The sequence below is a fragment of the Vibrio sp. B172a genome, assembly GCF_030248355.1.
In the GTDB taxonomy this organism is placed as follows: Bacteria; Pseudomonadota; Gammaproteobacteria; order Enterobacterales; family Vibrionaceae; genus Vibrio; species Vibrio owensii.
Window position 1 is genome coordinate 128,944 of sequence record NZ_JAHGAC010000007.1, and the last position, 23,115, is coordinate 152,058.

General features: G+C 45.5%; 19 protein-coding genes. 7 read left to right on the top strand and 12 right to left on the bottom strand.

The annotated features are described in order from the left end of the window. Positions 1 to 53 precede the first annotated feature (53 nt). The 7 genes from KIT90_RS08565 to cmk form a co-directional block, all read right to left on the bottom strand. Complete coding sequence (locus KIT90_RS08565) at positions 54 to 1,901, bottom strand: extracellular solute-binding protein (RefSeq protein WP_285376259.1); 1,848 nt, start codon at positions 1,899 to 1,901, stop codon at positions 54 to 56. Between the two features lie 423 nt (positions 1,902 to 2,324). Continuing rightward, positions 2,325 to 3,026 (bottom strand): orotidine-5'-phosphate decarboxylase, encoded by a 702-nt coding sequence (gene pyrF, locus KIT90_RS08570; RefSeq protein WP_005438963.1) that lies wholly within the window; start codon positions 3,024 to 3,026, stop codon positions 2,325 to 2,327. Between the two features lie 83 nt (positions 3,027 to 3,109). Next, positions 3,110 to 4,285, bottom strand: a complete 1,176-nt coding sequence (lapB, locus tag KIT90_RS08575) for a lipopolysaccharide assembly protein LapB (protein WP_005438965.1) — start codon at positions 4,283 to 4,285, stop codon at positions 3,110 to 3,112. An 18-nt stretch (positions 4,286 to 4,303) separates the two neighbouring features. Next, positions 4,304 to 4,597, bottom strand: a complete 294-nt coding sequence (locus tag KIT90_RS08580; protein WP_005431104.1) for a lipopolysaccharide assembly protein LapA domain-containing protein — start codon at positions 4,595 to 4,597, stop codon at positions 4,304 to 4,306. 140 nt (positions 4,598 to 4,737) lie between these two features. Continuing rightward, positions 4,738 to 5,022: an integration host factor subunit beta gene (ihfB, locus tag KIT90_RS08585; protein ID WP_005438967.1), complete on the bottom strand. Its 285-nt coding sequence runs from the start codon at positions 5,020 to 5,022 to the stop codon at positions 4,738 to 4,740. Between the two features lie 213 nt (positions 5,023 to 5,235). Beyond that, the gene (rpsA, locus tag KIT90_RS08590) at positions 5,236 to 6,906 is read right to left on the bottom strand and encodes a 30S ribosomal protein S1 (protein ID WP_005438969.1); all 1,671 of its coding nucleotides are present in this window, start codon (positions 6,904 to 6,906) and stop codon (positions 5,236 to 5,238) included. 110 nt (positions 6,907 to 7,016) lie between these two features. Further along, positions 7,017 to 7,697, bottom strand: coding sequence for a (d)CMP kinase (cmk, locus tag KIT90_RS08595; RefSeq protein WP_005438973.1), 681 nt, complete (start codon positions 7,695 to 7,697; stop codon positions 7,017 to 7,019). Between the two features lie 293 nt (positions 7,698 to 7,990). Between cmk and KIT90_RS08600 the strand changes: the two genes are divergently transcribed. Next, positions 7,991 to 9,034, top strand: coding sequence for a polysaccharide lyase family 7 protein (locus KIT90_RS08600; protein WP_285376265.1), 1,044 nt, complete (start codon positions 7,991 to 7,993; stop codon positions 9,032 to 9,034). A gap of 85 nt (positions 9,035 to 9,119) precedes the next feature. On the opposite strand, the gene sohB is transcribed toward KIT90_RS08600, so the two are convergent. After that, the gene (gene sohB, locus KIT90_RS08605) at positions 9,120 to 10,181 is read right to left on the bottom strand and encodes a protease SohB (protein ID WP_045480767.1); all 1,062 of its coding nucleotides are present in this window, start codon (positions 10,179 to 10,181) and stop codon (positions 9,120 to 9,122) included. Between the two features lie 274 nt (positions 10,182 to 10,455). Here sohB and KIT90_RS08610 point away from each other — a divergent pair, with 274 nt between their 5' ends. From KIT90_RS08610 to KIT90_RS08625, 4 genes are all read left to right on the top strand, one after another. Then, the gene (locus tag KIT90_RS08610; protein WP_285376270.1) at positions 10,456 to 11,202 is read left to right on the top strand and encodes a YciK family oxidoreductase; all 747 of its coding nucleotides are present in this window, start codon (positions 10,456 to 10,458) and stop codon (positions 11,200 to 11,202) included. Positions 11,203 to 11,332: 130 nt separating this feature from the next. Beyond that, positions 11,333 to 12,025 carry a translesion DNA synthesis-associated protein ImuA gene (imuA, locus tag KIT90_RS08615; protein ID WP_009707012.1) on the top strand — a complete coding sequence of 231 codons (693 nt, stop codon included), beginning with the start codon at positions 11,333 to 11,335 and terminating at the stop codon, positions 12,023 to 12,025. 4 nt (positions 12,026 to 12,029) lie between these two features. Next, positions 12,030 to 13,433 (top strand): DNA polymerase Y family protein, encoded by a 1,404-nt coding sequence (locus tag KIT90_RS08620; RefSeq protein ID WP_285376273.1) that lies wholly within the window; start codon positions 12,030 to 12,032, stop codon positions 13,431 to 13,433. A 27-nt stretch (positions 13,434 to 13,460) separates the two neighbouring features. After that, the gene (locus KIT90_RS08625) at positions 13,461 to 16,535 is read left to right on the top strand and encodes an error-prone DNA polymerase (RefSeq protein ID WP_285376275.1); all 3,075 of its coding nucleotides are present in this window, start codon (positions 13,461 to 13,463) and stop codon (positions 16,533 to 16,535) included. A 316-nt stretch (positions 16,536 to 16,851) separates the two neighbouring features. Here the strand turns inward: KIT90_RS08625 and KIT90_RS08630 are convergent, their stop codons facing one another. Together KIT90_RS08630 and KIT90_RS08635 are read right to left on the bottom strand one after the other, a co-directional pair. After that, positions 16,852 to 17,808 (bottom strand): chemotaxis protein CheV, encoded by a 957-nt coding sequence (locus KIT90_RS08630; RefSeq protein ID WP_005439567.1) that lies wholly within the window; start codon positions 17,806 to 17,808, stop codon positions 16,852 to 16,854. Positions 17,809 to 18,039: 231 nt separating this feature from the next. Beyond that, positions 18,040 to 19,257: an ROK family protein gene (locus tag KIT90_RS08635; protein ID WP_009707015.1), complete on the bottom strand. Its 1,218-nt coding sequence runs from the start codon at positions 19,255 to 19,257 to the stop codon at positions 18,040 to 18,042. Between the two features lie 319 nt (positions 19,258 to 19,576). On the opposite strand from KIT90_RS08635, the gene pyk reads away from it, so the two are divergent. Beyond that, entirely contained in the window at positions 19,577 to 21,019 is a 1,443-nt protein-coding gene (gene pyk, locus KIT90_RS08640) for a pyruvate kinase (RefSeq protein ID WP_009707016.1), read from the top strand. Positions 21,020 to 21,087: 68 nt separating this feature from the next. Here the strand turns inward: pyk and KIT90_RS08645 are convergent, their stop codons facing one another. Both KIT90_RS08645 and KIT90_RS08650 read right to left on the bottom strand, forming a co-directional pair. Then, complete coding sequence (locus KIT90_RS08645; RefSeq protein WP_020196405.1) at positions 21,088 to 22,233, bottom strand: patatin family protein; 1,146 nt, start codon at positions 22,231 to 22,233, stop codon at positions 21,088 to 21,090. Positions 22,234 to 22,251: 18 nt separating this feature from the next. Continuing rightward, positions 22,252 to 22,344 carry a YnhF family membrane protein gene (locus KIT90_RS08650; RefSeq protein ID WP_005444835.1) on the bottom strand — a complete coding sequence of 31 codons (93 nt, stop codon included), beginning with the start codon at positions 22,342 to 22,344 and terminating at the stop codon, positions 22,252 to 22,254. 127 nt (positions 22,345 to 22,471) lie between these two features. On the opposite strand from KIT90_RS08650, the gene KIT90_RS08655 reads away from it, so the two are divergent. Beyond that, positions 22,472 to 23,062, top strand: a complete 591-nt coding sequence (locus tag KIT90_RS08655) for an outer membrane beta-barrel protein (protein WP_009707019.1) — start codon at positions 22,472 to 22,474, stop codon at positions 23,060 to 23,062. Positions 23,063 to 23,115 lie beyond the last annotated feature (53 nt).

The following is a 23,115-nucleotide window of genomic DNA, read 5'->3' on the forward strand; positions in this document are numbered from 1 at the left end:
AAGCCCCGATGCAATCAAGCATCGGGGTTTTTTACTGTCTACTTACTAAACAACTAATTCGCTGAAAGCTTATAACGATCGTCGATAACCGTCACTTCAGGGAACGATTTGCCCGCCTTCATCGCTTTCTCAGTTTCTTCTTTCACTGATTTATCAATCCAGAAGTTCGCAATGTCCATTGGGTGAAGAATTCGTTCAGTATTTTTTGTCATACCGTTTTTCGGGATCTTAACCCAACGCCAGTGCACATCACGCGTGTAAGGTACCATGTAGCCAGGAACGATCACGTTCGCATCACCCACGTATTTTTGAATCTGACGCGACAAATCGTAACGTTTTTGCTGTTCAAACTCATTGTCATACGCTTCAATCAGTTTATCTAACTCTGGACTGCTGTAGTTGGTGTGCGCGTTCGTTTGTGGCTTGTTCGCGTTATCTGAGTGGAAGTATTCCCAGTACGCAGGGATCTCACCAGAACCCATGTTCAAGAACGCCAATTGGTGCTTCTTCTCGAGGATGTATTTGAATGCCGAAGAGCCATCAACCAGATTCAGAGTAAACTCCAAGCCTGCAAGTTTTGCTTGCTCTTTTAGGTAAGCAATACGCGGCGTGTGTGAGTTGTAACCGTAGGTAATTGCAAAACTTAGACGCTCGCCTTTGTCGTTTACACGGATACCATCAGAGCCGACCTTGTCAAAGCCTGCTTTTTCGAAATGCTTAATCGCTTCTGCAGGATCAAACTTCGGTGGCTTGTTGTTTGGATCATCGTAATCACCATGACCAAAACCAAGGCCATGTGGTTTACGAGAGTAGTCACCACGCATGATGTTTTCGATCATACCGTCGTAATCAGTCGCCGCCATGATACCTTTACGCACTTCTAGACTATCCAACATTGGCATCGCGGTATTCATCCAGAGGCCACCCGCACCTTGAGGTGCTTGGTTAAAGCCCCAGTATTTTTGCACATAGCCTTTCTTGTACACTTCACTGTCTGTTTTATCGTGCCAGAAGTTTGGTAGTACCATCTCGAAGTAATCTAAATTACCCTTCTCAAAGTGCTTCATTGCGATGTCTTCATCACGAATGACTGTGATGCGGACTTTGTCTACGTTGTAACGGTTTTTGTAATAACGGTTGTTGTAGCCCCACCAATCTTCACCAACGTGTTTGAATGTCACGCTCTTACCTTTCTTCACTTTATCAATGTAGTAAGGTGCAGCTGTCGGCTCAGATTTAAAGTTGAACTTACGTACGAAGTTGTCTGGCATGCCATCGTTGTTCGCGTCTTTTTCACCCTCGAAGAAGTGCTCTGGACGAGGTTGGAAGCCGTTACTTGGCATATTGATCAGAACCATCAACGCATCTTGGCTCTGTTCCACAGCAAGATTTACTTTGATGGTGTAATCATCAATTTTCTCGACACTTAAGATGCTCGTTTTAAAGAAGTCGTTGTACCACGGATCAATGATGTCTTCTGAGGTGTAGTACTTCATCATGAACACGTAGTCGTCCGCCGTGATCTTTTCACCGTCCGACCATTTCGCTGTTTCATCTAATTGGAAGTAAACGGTTTTGTTGTCTTCACCGAATGCCCATGCTTTCGCAAGCTGTGGAATCCATTTGCCTGTGTCTGGATGGCGTTGCGCCAGTTTAGGCGTGCCATCCATTAAGTACTGACGAAGACCTGAGTTCGCATCAGGGCCAACACTACGAAGCGTTTGAGGGAAACTACGGATAGAAGTGCGGTAAGTACCACCACGAACCGCTTCTTCTGAAGCAAAAAGTGGTTCGTTGTTGTTCGAAGTCCATTCGATATCTGCAGGTAACTCAGCTGCGTTTAGCTGAAAACTTCCTGCAACCAACATTGCCAGTGCCGAAAATGGCAGGGTCTTTATCATTGTTTTCTTCCTTGTTGTGTTTGCGCAGTGCGGCAGGAAGAGCGACAACAAGTGAATCTCAGAATGACTGCGCGCGATACACAGCAAAGAAAATAAAGGGAGCGAATACAAAGTGAAGTCCTGTCCACTTCCGTATTAATATCAGAGAGTTTCACTAGGTCATCCTGACCTTACAACGCAGTGAATGCATCCACTCCATAGTATTCGTTACACATTTGTAACGCAACCCATCCATAACACATGGTTGCACATTCCGACTATCACAGCGATTTATGTTAGAGAAGTGTGATCATAACAGTACCATCCGCTAAGCCATTCCAGCCCTGCGATATAGTGTCTTTATGTTGAGCATGTTTGTGTTACAGGAAATAAAAAAGGCGAAGTGTTTACCACTTCACCTTTCGTTTTAGCCCCAAACTAGGCTTACATGTTCGCTAGGCTGTCGTTGATAGACTTAAGCACAGCCGCTGGATCTGTTGCTTGAGTAATTGGACGACCAATCACTAAGTAATCAGAGCCTGCTTGAATTGCATCTACTGGCGTCATGATACGGCGTTGATCACCTTGCTCAGAACCTGCTGGGCGAATACCAGGTGTCACTAACTTGAACTCTTTACCCAATTCATTCTTAAGCAAAGAAGATTCTTGCGCTGAACACACCACGCCATCAAGGCCAGAGTTTTTAGTCAGCGTAGCTAGACGAATCACTTGCTCTTGAGGCGCAACGTCCAAGCCAATACCGGCAAGGTCGCTTTGCTCCATACTGGTCAATACTGTCACACCAATCAGCAACGGACGGTCTTTACCGTAAGGCTCAAGAATTTCACGTGATGCCGCCATCATGCGCTCACCACCACTCGCGTGTACGTTCACCATCCATACACCCAGTTCAGCCGCAGCGCGAACTGCTTTTGAACACGTATTCGGGATATCGTGAAACTTCAGGTCTAGAAATACAGAGAAACCACGTTGATGAAGCTCACGTACGAAATCAGGACCAAATAGCGTAAACATTTCCTTGCCTACTTTTAGGCGACATGACGCAGGATCAATTCTATCTACAAACGCAAGCGCATCTGCTTGGTTATCATAATCCAGTGCGACAATAACTTTTTGGTCGATCATTTCATCTCCTAACTGTTTTTGGTTCTTATTAAATAAAGGTCAAAAAAATGCAGCGGACAGAAACTCTGCCAGCTGCATTAAAATTATTCACCGTCCAATCCTCGGATTGGCTTGATCGTCCCCCATCCTTTACATGATGGACAATGCCAGTAAAGAGAATGGGTGGAGAAACCACATTTCCTGCATCGGTAATGCGGTTTAACTTTTAACTGTTCACCAACCATCGCTTGTAGCGTCGACAAGCTGTCTTTCGCACGACCATCCTCTGCTTCAGCGATATGGTAGTCGATAAGGCGGTAGAAGCCTTTCATAGTTGGGTTTTTCAATAGTTGCTTGGTCAACAGCTCTTGTGCTGCCCCAACGCTCTCATGATGCGCGACAAGCTGCGCTAGCATCAACTCAGACGATACGCCCGCCTTCTTATCAATACACGCACGCAAGAATTCCACCAGCTCGTCTTCTTGGCCTAAGTGGTGATAACACTCTGCAATGGTCGGTAGAACATCACTAATGAAATCTTTATCTTGCTCAAGCACGCCCGTCAGATATTTGATGGTGTGTTTGTAGTCTTCTGACTCAAGATAGATACGACCAAGCGCAATGCTTGCACGCACACATTTTGGATCTTCTGATAGTGCTTTTTTAAAGTGTTGAATCGCTTTACTGGTATTGCCATCGGCTTGATCAAGCATGGCCAGCTCACACCAGAAATGCGCAATATTGGCGCGAATACGAGTGCGCTTCTTACCCATCTTAGCCAGTTGGTTGGCGTAGTGAATGGCTTTTTCCCACTCACGCGTTTGCTGGTAGATGGTGACAAGTTGCTGAAGTGCACTTTCACGGTGATCGGGTTCTTCCACCAATTGCTCAAAGATTTTCTCAGCGCGATCTAAAAAGCCGGACGCCATATAGTCTTTCGCGAGCTGTTGAAGCGCTAAGTTTTTCTGATCTAGAGTGAGCCCAGAACGGGAGATGAGGTTTTGGTGGATACGAATTGCACGGTCGACTTCACCACGAGAACGGAAAAGATTACCCAACGCTAGGTGTGTATCTATCGTTTCGTTGTCAACTTGGAGCAATTCAATAAAGTGGTCAACCGCCTTATCTGACTGATCAGATAAGAGCAGGTTAAGACCCGTCACATACTGACGGGATATTTGATGAGATTGCTTCTGCTTGTCTTGCTGAGCGCTGCGATGGCCCATGTACCAGCCATAAGCGGCGGCTATCGGCAATAACAAGAAGAGTAGTTCAAGCATTAAAGTTAAGCCTTATCCTTATGCCTGTTTTTCTACTGCTGGTTTTGCAGGTTTCTCTGCTTCAGCGGGCTCATACTTTTTAAGTTTCTTTTTCAGACGACGAACTTGAAGTTGAGTCTTAAATTGGATGCTAGCAAAGATAACCCATGCTAGACCAAAGCCAACCACGAATACCACACCCAATAGCGTTGATAGGTGGAACTCGCCTTTCGCCAGAAGATAATTAAAGGTTACGATCTCTTGGTTTTGAGAACCTAAAGCCAGTGCAATTAAAAAGAGAGCTAAAACAGCAATGATTTTTATAATTTTCATGTTACATCACCCTTCGAGGAGTAAGTAGGTAAGATTATGCAGTAAAATGTTTCTTCAGACCATGTATATTACCAATAATCTAGTTATAAAAAAGCGGCATACACGAGAGTATGCCGCTTTTTCAAACTAATAAGAGAGCCTTAGCTATCGATATTTACGCGCTCACGAAGCTCTTTACCTGGTTTGAAGTGAGGAACGTATTTACCTTCCAACTCCACTTTATCACCCGTTTTAGGGTTACGACCTACGCGAGGTTCGCGGTAATGAAGAGAAAAACTACCAAAGCCACGGATCTCGATACGGTCACCGCTCTCTAGTGTAGAGGCCATGTGCTCTAAAATATCTTTTACAGCATCTTCTACCTCTTTCGCTGATAAATGTGTTTGCTCAGCGCAGAGTCTTTCAATCAGTTCAGACTTAGTCATAGTTGCCCTCTTTGAGTATCTTTATCACTCATTATAGTAAGTAATACTAATTCCAACAAACACTTGCTATCAATTCTAGACAAATTTTACACAAAATGCGCAATCAAAAAATGTCTTTTTTTAGCATAGTTTATCAACATTAGTATTACTACTCGGAAAGTAGCAAGCATAAAAAAGGAGCCTTGCGGCTCCTTTTTAGCTTAAGCGAGTAAATTATTCGCCTTTAGCAGCTTTGAAAGCGTCAGCCATTGCATTACCAAAAGCAGCTTCGTCTTGCTTGTTGATAGATGCCATTGCTTCTTGCTCTTCAGCTTCATCTTTAGCTTTGATAGATAGGTTGATTACGCGGTTCTTACGGTCTACACCTGTGAACTTAGCTTCAACAACATCACCAGCGCTTAGGATTAGAGAAGCATCTTCTACGCGATCGCGTGATACTTCAGAAGCACGGATGTAACCTTCAACGCCTTCTGCGATTTCAACTGTAGCGCCTTTAGCGTCAACAGCAGTTACAGTAGCGTTAACTAGAACACCTTTCTTGTTGTCAGCAACGTAAGCATTGAATGGGTCGTTTTCCATTTGCTTAACGCCTAGAGAAATGCGCTCACGCTCAGCGTCTACTGCTAGAACAACTGCAGAGATCTCGTCGCCTTTCTTGTACTCACGTACAGCTTCTTCGCCAGCAACATTCCAAGAAATGTCAGATAGGTGAACTAGACCGTCGATGCCGCCTTCTAGACCGATGAAGATACCGAAGTCAGTGATAGACTTGATCTTACCAGTAACTTTGTCGCCTTTAGCTTGTGCTTCAGCGAATGACTGCCATGGGTTAGCTTTACACTGTTTCAGACCTAGAGAAATACGACGACGCTCTTCGTCGATCTCAAGAACCATAACCTCAACTTCGTCGCCAACATTAACAACTTTAGATGGGTGGATGTTCTTGTTAGTCCAATCCATTTCTGAAACGTGTACTAGACCTTCAACGCCTTCTTCGATTTCAACGAAGCAGCCGTAGTCAGTTAGGTTAGTTACGCGACCAGTTAGTTTGTGACCTTCTGGGTAACGCTTAGCGATTGCTACCCATGGATCTTCGCCTAGTTGCTTAAGACCTAGTGATACGCGAGTACGCTCACGGTCGAACTTAAGAACTTTAACTTGGATCTCGTCACCAACGTTAACGATTTCAGATGGGTGCTTAACGCGCTTCCAAGCCATATCAGTGATATGTAGAAGACCGTCAACGCCACCTAGGTCAACGAACGCACCGTAGTCAGTAAGGTTCTTAACGATACCTTTAACTTCAGAACCTTCTTGTAGAGTTTCTAGAAGCTCGTCACGCTCAACGCTGTTCTCAGATTCGATAACTGCGCGACGTGAAACAACTACGTTGTTACGTTTTTGGTCAAGTTTGATAACTTTGAACTCTAGCTCTTTGTTTTCTAGGTGAGCAGTGTCGCGGATTGGACGTACGTCTACTAGAGAGCCAGGAAGGAAAGCACGGATACCGTTTAGTTCAACAGTGAAACCGCCTTTAACTTTACCGTTGATGATACCAACAACAGTTTCAGCTTCTTCGTAAGCTTTCTCAAGAACGATCCAAGCTTCGTGACGCTTAGCTTTCTCACGAGAAAGTTGAGTTTCACCGAAACCATCTTCAACAGCGTCTAGAGCTACATCTACTTCAGCGCCAACTTCAACTTCAAGTTCGCCAGCAGCGTTCTTGAACTGTTCAGCAGGGATAGCAGATTCAGACTTAAGACCAGCGTCAACAAGAACGAAACCGTTCTCGATAGCTACTACAGTACCTTTAACGATGCTGCCTTGTTGGAATTCTGTTTCGTTTAGAAACTCTTCAAAGAGTTGAGCAAAAGATTCAGTCATTTATTTAATCTTCAATAAATTAAACGTCCACGGGTATCCTACCGCATGGGGTTATTAAATTCGCCAGTCATCATCCTTGCGACCAACGCTCTTAGCCTAGCCGAGCGTAATTACTCAGCTAGCTTCGATTCGATATATTGTAGTGCCTTTTCTACTACTTCGTCGATAGTCATCGACGTAGAATCTAGCACAAGCGCATCCTCTGCAGGGCGTAGTGGCGCCACTGGGCGGTTACGATCTCGGTCGTCACGCTCTTGGATCTCGCTCAAAAGGTCAGCAAATCTAACATCTAACCCTTTATCTTGCAACTGTTTAAGGCGTCGATTTGCACGCTCTTCTGCGCTCGCATCAAGGAAAATTTTCGCTTGTGCATTTTGGAATACAACCGTACCCATGTCACGACCATCAGCAACCAGACCCGGAGCGGTCTCAAATGCACGCTGACGACGCAATAATGCTTCACGAACGCGTGGCAGTGCAGCCACTTTAGACGCTGCCATCCCCGTTTCTTCTTTACGAAGTTCACCAGAGACATCTTCGCCTTCTAGAATCACTTTTACTAGGTCACCTTCAGCAACAAACTGAACGTCTAGGTGAGTAGCCAGTGGAACAAGCGCATCTTCTGACTCAGTGTCTACGCCGTGGTGAATCGCTGCGAGTGCAAGAACACGGTAAATAGCGCCAGAATCAAGAAGTTGAAAGCCTAACTTCTTCGCTAGCAACATACATAAAGTGCCTTTACCTGCACCACTAGGTCCATCTACGGTAACAACCGGAGTTTGAGAGGACATGTTTTTCTCCACGTTGATGTGCGAATTTCGGTGCTGCCACCCAAATTCATTTCATTCTTAATTTTACGGTGCGGGAGTATATACCTAATAGTCTCAGGATACCATTTCTTTGCCCTCTCCCCGGTTCAGAATTTGTCGTTTTCTCTGTTCTGATTCTTTCTCTTTAAAGCGCAATACTAAATGGCAAATTTTCTCTAAGTTTCATTTTTCCGACCCGATCACAAATTAGTAATACAATATTATTGTATATTAAATCATCTTATCGACGACCCTATAAAAATTGAGAACACAATATGAAGAAATTAGCGCTTACTTTTCTTGCTGCCAGCATTGCCTCTGCGTCTGCTATGGCTGCAACTTCATCCAATGAATTGGCGAGCAAATATGAGCTAGATCCGACAAAGGCTCCAGCTCAAAACTTTGATATGACGAATTGGAAAATTACCTTGCCTGAACTGACTAAAGAAGGTGAACGCAAAGGTAAAGCATTAGAAATAGCCAAAGATGAGTTGGGCAATACAGAAAACCCTTATGTTCACCCTGAGTGGTTCTATACCAACAAAGAAACAGGCGCCGTGGTTTTTGTTGCACCAAATGAAGCACCGACCACTCCTAATAGTAAGAACACTCGTAGTGAACTTCGTGCCATGCTGGCAACACACTACGGTGAGCCAAAAAACAACTTTGTCGTCGCTTCTCACCCAAATGCTGCTGAGTACGGTGCAATTGGTGGCGAGCTAAACGCGACCCTGTCTGTTGACCAAGTCAGTACAAGTGGTAACTACAAAAAGAATGGTGCATTCGCTGTTGTTATTGGACAAATTCATGGTTCTGACAATGAGCCTTTAAAGATTTCTTACCGCAAACTGCCTGAACATGAATACGGATCTCTTTCATGGAACTACGAGTTAAACCCAACCAAAGAACTTCAAGACGCGAAAGATGAAAATGGTAAGAAGCTTCGCCAAGACATCCGCCACAACGTATTCGGACAATACAACTTACGTAAAGGCGACGCAGACCCACAAGACGGTATCAAACTGGGTGAAATCTTCTCATACAGCGTCAACGTGGAAGGTGACATCATGCACCTGACTTTCACTAAGAATCCTGGTGAGAAAAATGAAGTCACTAAGACATTTGATGTGAATTTAGCAGAAGGCAAATACCAAGGTCATGAAGTAGACCAAGGCTATGGTAACGATTGGATGTATTACAAAGCCGGCGCTTACAACCAATGTAATACGAAGAAGAGCAGTTCAGACTGTGAATGGCGCGGCATGGAAGCGGGTGATTATGCTCAAGCAAGCTTCTATCAGTTAGAACTGAAACAATAACGGTTAGAGCTGAACTAATAACCCACCGCTGAAACAAAAAAAACCAACTAAACAGTTGGTTTTTTTTGTTGTTATTTCTTAAGCATTACACAATTGGCTTTTGACCACGTTCTGCAAGTTTAAGTACGACACTATCAGCCACTTTACTTGCAACACCGGCAAGCTTGTCTGCCAGTTTTTTCTTTTGCACGTAGTGCACTGCTAGTACGGTTTTCTCTTTGCATGCTGCGACAACTAGATCGTCGGAAGTGCTGATTTCATCTACCAGTCCTAGCTCTTTCGCTTGCGTACCAAACCAGTGCTCACCTGTTGCGACTTTTTCAAGTTCTAGCGCTGGGCGACGTTCACTGATGAAGTCTTTGAACAGTACGTGTGTTTCTTCAAGTTCTTGTTTGAACTTATCACGCGCTTTGTCGGTGTTCTCACCAAACATCGTTAGTGTGCGTTTGTACTCACCAGCTGTTAGCTGCTCATATTCGATATCGTGCTTTTTCAACAGTTTGTTGAAGTTAGGGATCTGCGCGATAACACCGATAGAACCTACAATCGCAAACGGAGCTGAAACAATCTTGTCTGCCACACATGCCATCATGTAGCCACCACTTGCAGCCACTTTGTCGACAGAAATCGTCAGAGGCAAACCGGCTGCTTTGATTCGGTCAAGTTGAGAAGATGCCAAGCCGTAGCCATGAACCATGCCGCCACCAGACTCTAGACGAAGTAGCACTTCATCGCCTTCACGAGCAACTGCTAATACTGCAGTGATCTCTTCACGTAGCGAGCCCACTTCTTTTGCATCAATACTGCCGTTAAAGTCCAACACGAACAGATGCGGTTCGCGCTTGCTATCAAGAGAACCTTCTTTGCTCGCTTGTTTGATTTCTTTCTCGCGAGATTTGTTCTTTTCTTTCTCTTCCTTCTTAGCCGCTTTATCGCGAGCTTTGAGGAAAGCCTCATCGTGTAAGTGATGTTCTAATTGTTCGATTGCATCTTTGTGACGTTCAGAAAGATTAGTGACTTCCAATTCGCCCTTCGCAGCGCCCGATTTACCACCCGCTGATTTTGCAATAATCAGCAGCACAACCACTGCCGCAACAACGGTGACAATCTTGGCTAAAAACAGACCGTAATCTAATAAAAATTCCAATGAGAGTTCCTCTATCTCATACCAGTAATAGTCATCAATATGTTACGTAGAAAAATCAGAGAGAAGGCAAGAAAATCGGTAACCTCTTGTTCTGATTGATGGCGTTCAAATAACATACCGGACAACCGTTCTGGAATTGGTATAACACATGAATTGGTGTATTGTAACCAACTTGTCACGATTACCAAGATTTTCCATTGAGAAACAGGCGCATTTCTACACCAAGATGACGTCTGTTCGTCGGAATTAGATACAATAATAAGGATTAACTACCGTGAACTACTCCGTTTCAGCAGATGCCCTAAAAGGTAAAGTCATTCTTGTCACTGGTGCAGGCAATGGTATCGGTCGCCAAGCGGCACTTTCTTACGCTCAGCACGGTGCGACTGTGATTCTACTTGGTCGAAACGTTCAAAACCTTGAATCCATTTATGATGAAATCGAATCTGCAGGCTACCCTCAACCCGCGATCATTCCACTTGATCTGAAAGGTGCAACTAAACAGCACTACATCGATATGGCAGAAACCATCGAAGGTCAATTTGGTCGTTTGGATGGCCTGCTACACAACGCTGGCGTTTTAAGCACGCTGTGCCCGTTTGAGCAAATCAATGAAGAAGACTTCGACGACATCATGCAGATTAACGTGAAAGCAGAAGTTCTAATGACTCAAGCGCTGCTGCCTATTATGCGTAATTCAGATGCAGGTCGTATTATCTTTACGTCTTCAACTGTGGGCCATTCTGGCCGTGCTTTCTGGGGTTCATACGCCATCTCCAAATTTGCCGTAGAAGGTATGATGCAAGTATTGGCAGATGAACTTAGCGATACACCAATACGTGTTAACGCGATTAACCCAGGTGCAACTCGTACTCGAATGCGTGAAAAAGCTTATCCAGGTGAAGATGCAAACACACTAAAAACACCACTGGATATCATGCCGCTTTACCTTCACTTGATGGACCCAGCGGTTACAGATGTAAACGGTCAGTGCATCGACGCTCAACCAAAGCGTAAGTAACCTCTTCAGGTCACCTCACATAATCGATTGAAAAGGCAGCAAACGCTGCCTTTTTTCGTATTTCTGCCTATAAAAATCTTGCGACTTTCCATCACAGAAATATACTGTACATATATACAGGTATTTATTTATGCAAGACATCATCCAACACTTAAAAAGCCAACACCTTGTTTGGCAAGCAAATTTGACCAAAGCGGACGAGCATCAGTTCCTTAATAGCTCAGGTTTCCCTGAACTCGACGCCCTGCTTGGCGGCGGCTTTCCTCCTCATGGCGTGGTGGAAATGGAATCTGTTGGCAGCATTGGCGAACTGCGCTTGCTTGCGCCTTATTTAGAAGCGTCTCTTTCGAGAGGGGTGACGGCATTCATTCAACCACCAGCGTTGATGAATTCATTGTTCCTACACAGCATTGGCTTGGACATCAACCAAGTATGGGTAATCACGCCTGAACATCAACGCGATGCGCTTTGGGCAGCAGAGCAATGCCTCAAGAGCGGCGTGTGTACCAACGTTTTGCTATGGCAAGATGAGCTAGAGATCCACCAAGTAAAACGCCTGCAAGTGGCGAGTGAGCAAGGCTCTTGCCCTCTGTTTATGCTCAAACCTAACATGACAAATCGCTTGTCTTTGCCTGTTTCATTGAGCCTGAAGCTACAAGGTCATGAGCAAGGTGTGAGTGTAGAAGTTCTCAAACGAAAAGGCGGTTGGAGCAAAGGTAGCGTCGATATCAACTTCCAGCACCACTATCCGCAACTGGTGATGCCAAGCACAACTCGTATTCCATCCACGGTGGTCAATTTCCCATTGGCGAACCAAGGTTAGTGATATGGCTTTGTGGATATATTTGCACTTCCCTCGCCTACAGTTAGATGCACTCTTTGGTGATAACCAAGAGCAGCCTGTGGTGATTGTAGAAAGCCAACGTTGTCGGATCATTCAATACAACGAGATTGCCGAGCAACAAGGCATTAAGCCAAATATGGGCTTGGGTAGCGCGGCTTCTTTGTGCCGAGATTTGCAAGTGCATCCTTATCATCCGCAAACCGAACTGAGCAAGTTACAAGAAATTGCTCAATGGCTGTATTTGATTACGTCTGATGTCGTATTGATGCCAAACCAAGGCATTCTGCTACGCGCAACCCCGATGCTTAATCTGTATGAAGGGCTACAAAACTATTGGACTAAAGTCAGTGCTCATTTATCGGAGCTGAAACTGAGTTTTCAATTCGGATGTGGCTTTTCGCCTTTTTCTGCCAAATTGATGGCATTAGCAGGAGCGAATTTCATCAGTGAAGATAGGTCTGTCATGCAACAAGCCTTATCACCGCTGCCGCTCACATTAACGGATTTATCAAGCACTACCGTAGAGAAGCTACAACGTGTCGGTGTCACCACACTGCAAGGGTTACTTGAACTGCCACTGCAAGACATCGCGCGTCGATTCGACATTGATTTGGTGAACTATGTTGGTCGCCTGACAGGGCAGTTTAAGCATCCTGTCGACTTTTATCATCCAACCGAATCCTTCCAAGTCTATTTAGAACTGTTGTTTGAGATTGAAAACGTCCAATGGGTGGAGAAACCACTGGCTAAATTGCTTCGTCAACTCGAAACCTTTCTCAAACTGCGCGATAAAGTCGCGTTTGAGCTGTGTTTAACCCTGCATCAGCGGGACAAACAAGCACAGCACCTTCAGCTCACATCCGCGCAAGGCGATTACTTGTGCCAACGCTGGCAACAATTGGCGAGTTTGAGTTTGGAATCCGTCACGTTAAACGGTCCTGTTATCGGCCTGACGTTAAAAGTAGAGCGCCAAGGTGAACCTTTAAGCTCCGCACGAGATTTCTTTGCCGGGCAAAAAGGGCAAATGAACGCGTTAGAGCTGCTCTCTTTACTGCAAGCTAAGTTGGGCAAAAGCGCGGTACTCAAACCCAATATAGCCTGCGATCCAAGACCAGAGAAAGCCAGTCAATATCGCCCAGCCGATGAGCCGGATGTCCCGATTAACACCATCCCTGCTCTGCTGCGCCCAGCGATGCAATTACCCGCCCCTATCTCGCTACAAGAGCAAGTCTCTCTAGTGCATGGGCCTGAACGGATTGTCTCTGGATGGTGGGATGGTGACGAGATCATGCGTGATTACTACATTGCGCACACCAAACAAGGTCGCTGGCTATGGGTATTTCGCGATCAACACAAGCACTGGTTTCTCCATGGCTATTTTTGTTAAATCGACAGTTATTTTTATTAGGTCGTTATGAGTTACGCAGAACTGTTTTGTCAGTCCAACTTCTCCTTTCTCACTGGCGCTTCTCATGCAGAAGAGTTGGTGCTGCAGGCGGCGTTTTATCGCTATCAAGCCATTGCGATCACCGATGAGTGCTCAGTTGCGGGCGTAGTGAAAGCCCATGCGACCATCGAGCAACACAAACTCGACATCAAACAAATCGTCGGCAGCATGTTTTGGCTCAATGACGAGTGCCAAGTCGTGCTGCTTTGCCCTTGCCGTAAAGCTTACGCTGAGCTGTGCCGTATCATCACCAATGCAAGACGACGCAGCGAGAAAGGCGCTTATCAACTGTCTGAGTGGGATTTGATGTCGATTCGCCACTGTCTTGTTTTGTGGCTCCCGACTCATCAAGAGAATGACCATTATTGGGGACGTTGGCTCCAGCAGCATCATGCTCATCGCTTATGGGTCGCGGTTCAGCGTCATTTAGGTGGTGATGATGATGCCTACACCACACACTGTGAATTATTAGCAAACGAGTTCCAATTACCGATTACCGCTTGTGGTGGCGTTTTGATGCATGCTGTTGAACGCTTACCGTTACAACATGTCCTGACAGCAGTAAAACACGGTTGTAGCGTTGATAAGCTCGGCTTTGGTCGTTTATCCAATGCCGAACGGGCATTGCGTCCATTGAACAAACTGTCTCGAATTTACAGAGCCGAATGGTTAGCAGAAAGCACCCATATTGCGAGCTTGTGCGAATTCAACCTCTCAGACCTGAAATACGAATACCCAACAGAGCTCATCCCGGACGCTCACACTCCAACCTCTTATCTGCGTCTATTGGTCGAGCGTGGTAAAAAACTGCGCTTCCCTGAAGGTGTTCCCGCAGACATTCATCAGACCATCGAGAATGAATTAACCCTCATTGAAGAGCTGGAATATCATTATTACTTTCTGACCATTCACGACATTGTAATGTTCGCTAAGCAGCAAGGCATTCTCTATCAAGGGCGAGGCTCTGCGGCAAACTCGGTAGTGTGCTACTGCTTAGAAATCACTGCCGTCGATCCTAGACAAATCTCAGTATTGTTCGAACGCTTTATTAGCCGAGAACGAAAAGAGCCACCAGACATTGATGTCGACTTTGAACACGAGCGCCGTGAAGAAGTGATTCAATATATTTACAAAAAGTACGGGCGCGAGCGTGCCGCTCTGGCAGCAACCGTTATCAGCTATCGCTTTAAAAGCGCCGTGCGTGAAGTGGGCAAAGCGTTGGGGATTGAAGAAACTCAGCTAGACTTCTTCATCAAAAACGTCAATCGCCGTGATCGTAGCCAAGGTTGGCAAGCGCAAATCATCGAATTGGGATTACAACCAGAGTCGTTAAAAGGCCAACAGTTTATCCAGTTAGTGAACGAGATCATCGGATTCCCACGCCATTTATCTCAGCATGTAGGTGGCTTTGTGATTTCATCTGGCCCTTTGTATGAACTGGTGCCTGTCGAGAATGCTTCGATGGAAGATCGCACCATTATTCAATGGGATAAAGATGATTTAGAAAGCTTAAAGCTGTTGAAAGTCGATGTTCTTGCTCTCGGCATGTTGAATGCGATCCGTAAATGCTTTCAATTGGTCGAGAAGCACCACCAGCGATCCCTGTCGATTGCTGAGATCACGCGTCTGCAAGACGATCCGCACGTATACCGCATGATCCAAAAAGCCGATACTGTTGGCGTATTCCAAATTGAGTCTCGCGCACAGATGAGCATGTTGCCACGCTTAAAGCCCGCACGTTACTACGACTTAGTCGTACAGATTGCTATTGTCCGCCCGGGCCCAATTCAAGGTGATATGGTCCATCCGTTTCTAAAAAGGCGCAACGGTGAAGAGCCGATCAGCTATCCATCTGAAGAAGTGAAAAGCGTACTAGAGCGCACTATGGGCGTGCCGATTTTCCAAGAACAAGTGATCAAACTCGCGATGGTCGCCGCTGGGTTCAGTGGTGGTGAAGCCGATCAACTGCGCCGAGCAATGGCAGCATGGAAGAAGAACGGCGATCTTGCCAAGTTCAAACCGAAACTTATCGATGGGATGCGTGAGCGTGGTTATGACTTGGAATTTGCGGAGCGAATCTTCGATCAAATCTGCGGTTTTGGTGAATACGGTTTTCCAGAAAGCCACTCAGCCTCTTTCGCAGTATTGGCTTACTGTTCTGCATGGTTGAAGTTTTACTATCCTGCTGAGTTCTATACTGCCCTACTCAATAGTCAACCAATGGGGTTTTATAGCCCTTCGCAATTGATTCAAGATGCGCGCCGACACGGTGTCGAAATACTGCCTGTTTGCATCAATCACTCTTCGTATCAACACCATTTGGTCAAACGTCCTAATGGCCGTCTTGGGGTACAACTGGGCTTTCGTTTAGTAAAGGGCTTTAATCAAGAAAGCGCTTCTCGATTGGTTGAGCGCCGACCAACAACTGGGTATCGCTCTATTCAAGAGGTGAAACAGATCTTAAGAAACCGCCGTGATATTGAACTGCTCGCTTCTGCCAATGCGTTTCAGATCCTTTCAGGTAATCGCTATAACGCTCGTTGGGCTGCGATGGATTCGTTATCAGATTTACCCTTGTTCAATCACATGGAAGAACCAATGGCGAATTACCAAGCTCAACCTTCTGAATACGAGAACTTGATTGAAGATTACGCCAGTACCGGGTTGTCACTGAGTCGCCATCCGATAACTTTGCTAGAAGAAGCTGGAAAGTTACCGCGCTTTACTCGGATGAAGCAGTTAGTTGAAAAGGAGCATAAATCTTTAGTGACGGTCGTCGGTGTCGTGACAGGTAGGCAATCTCCAGGCACCGCAGCAGGTGTGACTTTTTTCACTTTAGAAGACGATACGGGCAATATTAATGTGGTGGTCTGGCGAGCAACCGCACGCGCTCAGAAACAAGCTTATCTCACTTCAAAAGTCTTGATGGTTAAAGGGATTTTAGAAAGAGAAGGAGAAGTGACACATATAATTGCAGGGAAGCTCATCGATTGTACACACAACCTTGCTGAGCTAAAAAGTAAGTCGCGCGACTTCCATTAAATCATCATATTTTGGGGGCTGGAAAACACATTTCGCCGAAAAAAGTAAAGGGAGGTAAACCCTCCCTTTTTCGATTCTGCTGAATTAATCCTCAGCCATCGTTTCCGTACGCTTACTCTTGTATTTCCTATACAGTAACAAGGATAAAGTCATAATGACTTTAGATGTTAGCCATATCATTAAACGGAAGTACCCTAGGTTAATAGGTGAAAAGTGACGTGATATACCTACATATTTCATTGTCAGAAATATGTAAAATAGTATAGCAATCGCAGTTCAATTAATCACCTACTCTTATGGATTAATTCTTCGCCGATTAATTAACGCCCGTATATAAAACTTGACGCATTCTATCTTGTGAAACTTCGACGAGAAGGTCCGGTTGGAACTTAGAAATAAAGCGGTCGCAGCCCACTTTCTGCACCATGGCCTCGTTGAAACTACCACTTAAGGAGGTGTTCAGCGTAATGAACAGTTTGGACATTCGAGGATCAGAGCGCACTTCATGCGTCAGTCTGTAACCGTCCATTTCTGGCATCTCTGCATCCGTGATCATCATCAGCAGTTCTTTCTCGACGTCTTTACCTTCATCACACCAACGCTTAAGGACCGTCAATGCTTCTAGACCATCGCGGCATTCAATGATGTTCAAACCAAGCTGAGACAAGGTATCTTTCACCTGATTACGGGCCGTTGAAGAATCATCAACAATCAGAACATTACGACCAATCATGGCTTGAGCTAGCTCTTGATCTAAAATGCCATCAGAAATGGTGACGTCGTAATGGACAATTTCCGCCAACACTTTTTCTACATCAATGATTTCAACGATTTGTGATGAATCACCGTCCTTCACTTGCGTGATTGCGGTTAGGTAGTTAGAGCGGCCAGATGTCGATGGCGGCGGCTGAATCTCTGTCCAAGCGGTATTGATGATGTTGCGCACGGGCCCGACAAGGAAACCCTGAATAGAGCGGTTGTATTCGGTGATGATCAAATTTTCTTCTTCTGCTTCACCACGCAGTGGTGGGAAACCAATCGAGCAACGCAGATCAATCACTGGCACAGCTTCGCCGCGCAAAGACGCGACACCACGGATGTTGTAATGAGAGCCCGGGAGTTTAGTCAGTGGAGGCAGCTTAATCACCTCTTTCACTTTAAAAACGTTAATCGCAAACAATTGGCGACTATTCAGTGTGAACAGCAAAAGTTCCAGTCGGTTTTCACCTACTAGATTCGTACGCTGATCAACCGTATTTAACACTCCGGACATACCACTACCTAACTTTGAACGACAACCTATCACTCTTTACAGAAAACCGTGTTGAAACAACAAAGTAAACCTTTTGTATGAGTGCTCTACATTACTTACGAAAATTACATTAATGCTATAGATATAGCAATGAAACAGCGCCCAGATTGGCGTTTTCGGCACTGAGAAGATCAAAAAAGGGCGAACTGTAACGTTCACCCTTTTCTTCAAGTTGAGTTGATGCAGGAAAGATTAACCTTCAATCACCTTCATCAACAGTTGTCCATCGTATAGCGCCTGCTTCACTAGCGCAGCGCCCGGCATCGTCGCTTGCTTATAAAAGCGAGATTCCACCAGCTCAAGGTCTTGATGATAAACAGGTAAACTCTGCTCTTCGATACAACGGCGAATTGCAGGATAAAGCACATCTTTGGCTTGGTTAATTACCCCACCAATCAAAATCTTTTCTGGGTTGAATAGGTTAATCACGATCGCAATCGCAGAGCCTAAATAACGGCCTAATTTTTCAATCACATCAACCGCAAGAGGATCACCGTTCGCCGCCGCTTCACAAATGCTCTCGATGCTCATTTCTTCGTGCTCAGCAAGAATAGAAGCTTCACCGTTGGCAATACGAGTAACCACCTCTTCGCGGATTGCCTGCGAACTCGCCACCGTTTCAAGACAACCAATGTTGCCACAATGACAGCGCTTGCCGTTTGGATCAATTTGGATATGGCCAAGTTCGCCGATGTTACCGTGACGACCTTGCAGCACGCGACCATCTAAGATGATACCCGCACCTAAGCCATGGTGGATGGAGATAAGCACCGAGTTATCGTTCTCTTGCGAATGTCCGAACAGCTTTTCTGCCAGCGCCCAAGCACGCGTATCGTTGGCAATAAAGACAGGTAAGCCCGTTGCTTTGTAGATTTCTGGGCCTAACGCCAAGTTCTCAACATTGTAATGCGGCATTTGCAATACGATGCCCTGCTCTGAGTTCACTAGGCCAGGCAAAGTAATCGCAATACTGGTGACACGATCGAGTTGATCAGCGTAGGTTTGGAAGAATTCATCAATTTCGTAGAGTAAGCGTTCAAGCACGTCGTCTTGGTCGCGTTCATGGATATCGATTTTGGTATCGATAAGAACATCACCGCCAAGCTCGTGCAGTGCGATGGTCAAGTAACCTCGCCCTAAGCGCATCGACAAGAATTGCCAACCTTCATTATTGACCTGTAAACCCACTGCAGGACGGCCACGGCTCGTCGCTTCCTGAACAGTAGTCTCATGAATCAGATGGGCTTCAATCAACTCTCGAGTGATCTTAGTGATACTCGCAGGCGCAAGCTCACTTTGCTTGGACAAATCGATTCGAGATATTGGACCCTTCAGGTCAATTAGTTTGTATACACGACCAGCATTGACCTGTTTGATATGATCAATATGGCCCGGTTGAGCCATGTACATCTTGCACTCCGAAATTCTATAACGGGATAATTTTTTTACTTTGCGAAGTAATTGTGAAGTGAATTGATAAATCCCCGTGACAAGCATCACGTATAAACATGTTTGTTTGTGTATTCAATCAAATAACCAGAAATCTACTCCTGTTAAATTGTTTGAAAAATAACTTATTTTATTCATCAAATTAGGTAACAAAGCCTGCGCCTTAATGTTTTTTCAGCACTTTGACCTAAATGCGAACAATCTGCGCATACTGTGCATATACTTAGCGAGAATAGAATTCGAGTTATCTAGTCCTACACCTGCATTCTTCGGAGAATCTATGACTTCCATATTAAGAAGAACAAAAATTGTCACAACGCTTGGCCCATCAACCGATAAAGACAATGTCCTTGAGGAGATAATCAAAGCTGGAGCAAACGTCGTTCGTATGAACTTCTCACACGGAACCAGCGATGACCACGTTCAACGTGCAGAAAAAGTAAGAGCTATTGCAGCGAAGCTTGGTCGCCAAGTGGCGATACTTGGTGACTTACAAGGTCCAAAAATTCGCGTTTCCACGTTCAAAGACGGCAAAATTCATCTCAACGTCGGCGATAAATTTACGCTAGACAGCGACTTACCAAAAGGCGAAGGCGATCAAGACTCCGTTGGCTTAGATTACAAAGAGCTACCACAAGACGTCTCTCCTAATGACATCTTGCTGCTTGACGATGGTCGCGTGCAACTGCAGGTGACTAGCGTTGAAGGCAACAAAGTCCACACCCGAGTAACGGTCGGTGGCCCTCTTTCCAACAACAAAGGCATCAACAAAAAAGGCGGCGGCCTATCTGCGGATGCACTTACTGAAAAAGACAAAGCAGATATCCTCACCGCTGCCAAAATCAAAGTCGATTACCTCGCTATCTCATTCCCTCGCAATGGCGAAGATATGCATTACGCTCGTCGTTTGGCGCGAGACGCAGGTCTTGAAGCGAAACTTGTGGCAAAAGTGGAGCGTGCTGAAACCGTCGCTACCACAGAATCCATTGATGACATCATCTTAGCGTCTGACGTTGTTATGGTTGCTCGTGGCGACTTGGGTGTCGAAATTGGTGACCCAGAGCTTATCGGTGTACAGAAGAAGCTGATTCGTCGTGCTCGCAGCTTAAACCGTATCGTGATTACTGCGACCCAAATGATGGAATCAATGATGGCTGCGCCAATGCCGACTCGTGCAGAAGTCATGGACGTAGCAAACGCTGTTCTCGACGGTACGGATGCAGTGATGCTTTCCGGTGAAACTGCAGCGGGTCTATACCCAGTGGAAACCGTGAAATCCATGGCTGAAGTGTGTATAGGTGCAGAGAAGATGTCGGAAGCAAGCCTGTCGACCTACCGCTTAGACCGCACCTTCGCAACCGCAGAAGAGACCATAGCTATGTCGACCATGTATGCTGCCAACCATATGGAAGGTGTTAAAGCGATGGTTTCTCTGACCGAATCAGGCCGAACCGCTTTGATGATGTCTCGCTTAAGCTCTGGTTTGCCGATTTTCGCACTGTCGCGTAATGAATCAACGCTAAACCGAGCGGCACTATACCGTGGTGTTACTCCCGTGTTCTTTGACTCCAAAGGCGGCGCTGGCTTAACGACGGCTCACGCAGCCATCGTAACACTGAAAGAACAAGGGTTATTGGATGAAGGGGACTTGGTGATCTTCACTCAAGGTGATGTGATGGATGTAGTAGGTTCGACCAACTGCATGCGTATTTTGTCCGCTTAATACCTTCCCAAAAAACCATAAAAGGCTCCACACGGAGCCTTTTCTTTTTTCGGATACTTGATTTCAATCTAAGCCGTTTCTCGACCATCTATGTTCAATTTGTCATAGAGTTGAATCAAATTGAAACCCGTTTGCAGACCAAGTTGATAATCGTGCTCTAACGCTTCTGGATCACTCAACAAAGACGATGACTGTAACTCTTCTTTAGGTGCCAATTGCAAAATAAAGGTGTCATCGGGCGGAGCGGTTAAGAACGCTTGCGTCAATTCGAAGGTTTGGTAGTGAATCATCAACATGTCAGCCAATCCAGAATCGAAGTTTTCACCAATCAGGTGGCTCAAGCGATAAAGATTATCCGCCCCAAACAACCAGCGTCCGCCATTGAGCAGCTTTCTACCCGACAATTTCGATTGATGAGCCGCATTAATTTTCTGCTGTAAGAAGCTACTCCAATCCTCTTTCCATTGATGAACTTTGTGTTGCCAAGACTCTTGCACAGAGTTAATCGACTCGCGGTACCATTTGATACCCTCTTCACCAATCTCGGCTTGTACTTTGGCTTCTGCTTCAGAAAAAGGCTCGGTGCGAATCACGATAATGTTACGTGCATTCTTTCTCCATGCTTCTTGCACAGGAATCGAGGCAGAGACCCCACCATCAACGTAAGGATGCCCATTTACATCCACAGGCCCCAGATACAATTTAGGGATCGCGCAAGTGGCAACCATGGTATTGACCCAATCCCCACCGAGTATCGGCAAGTATTGATCAGAAAGAGTATCGACATTTGTCACCGCAGCAAACGCACCACGGGCGCCTAACGCAGTTTTCCCCATATCGAGGTCAAGTTTATAAGGGTAATCTTGAATGCGCTCTAAGGCCCATTCCAAGCCCAAATATTGCTTCTTGCGGATATAACGGAAAAGATTAAAGAATTCGTTGGAAGTAGTGAGATCCGTAATGAAAGCCTTGCCCATGCCGTGTTGGCGACAAAGGTAAGCACACAAATTCAGAGCTCCGGCTGATGTGCCATAGAATTCATCGAATGGATCGAAATTGGAAAGAAGGAATGCATCCAACACTCCAGCGGTAAAAATCCCTCTCTGCCCTCCTCCTTGTGCGACAAGGGCAGTTTTGCCATTTCTATAGCGCTCATACATCTCAATGTCGAGCTCTGCATGGCGATCAGTGATAATACCGCTGTTGCGTGTCATAGGCGTATCGCCAATTCATTAAGCCGTAGTAATCGCAATGATGCCGAAAGAGAGTAAAACTGCGAATACTGTAACGACGATGAGTAGGGCTGATTTTAGATCGTGTTCCATAGACACCTCCTTTAGTTGTAACAAATTAATAACACCAGTGTGAATTATGTTCAAGAATTGCCTAATTTAGTCGCACGATTTTGGCTAAGGCATCACAATTAGCTTAGTCATAATAAGGAGATAGCAAATGAACTATAAAATTGGCTGGCTAGTTGGGAGTGTATTATTGAGCTGTTCTATGGCTGCTCAAGCGACGGTCATCGTCACGCCCTATGTCGGCTTTACAGGAGGCGGTAAAGTAGAGGATGAGAATGACCGCACCTACGATTTAGACCCTTCAATCAATTATGCTTTGTCAGTTGAAACCCCTTTTGAGATGGGTCGCATCGGTTTTTTCTATTCCAATCAGTCGTCAGAATTGCAAGACATTAATAACTCTGCAGACATTCACTATCTTCAATTTCAAAGCAGCATTTACTACCCTCTCGCTCAGGGCTGGCAAACCTACGTTGGATTGGGCATAGGCGCGTCTTACGCCGACGTAGACTGGGTAAACGACAAGTATGGCTTTTCTGGTAGTGCATTCGCCGGCCTTGAGTACGAATTCTCGAAAACCTTTGCAATGACCGCGCAAATCCGTTGGTTAGGTACAGTTGTTGACAACGACACCTCAGGCGCTTGCGTCGTACCAACGGACGGTTCGTCTTGTATCATCAAGTTTGAAACCGACTGGATGAACCAATTCCAATCCAACATTGGCTTTCGTTTCCGTTTCTAACGACTTTCACTTCTAATGTGTCGTTTTAACGAAATATTCTCTATTGGGTGTGT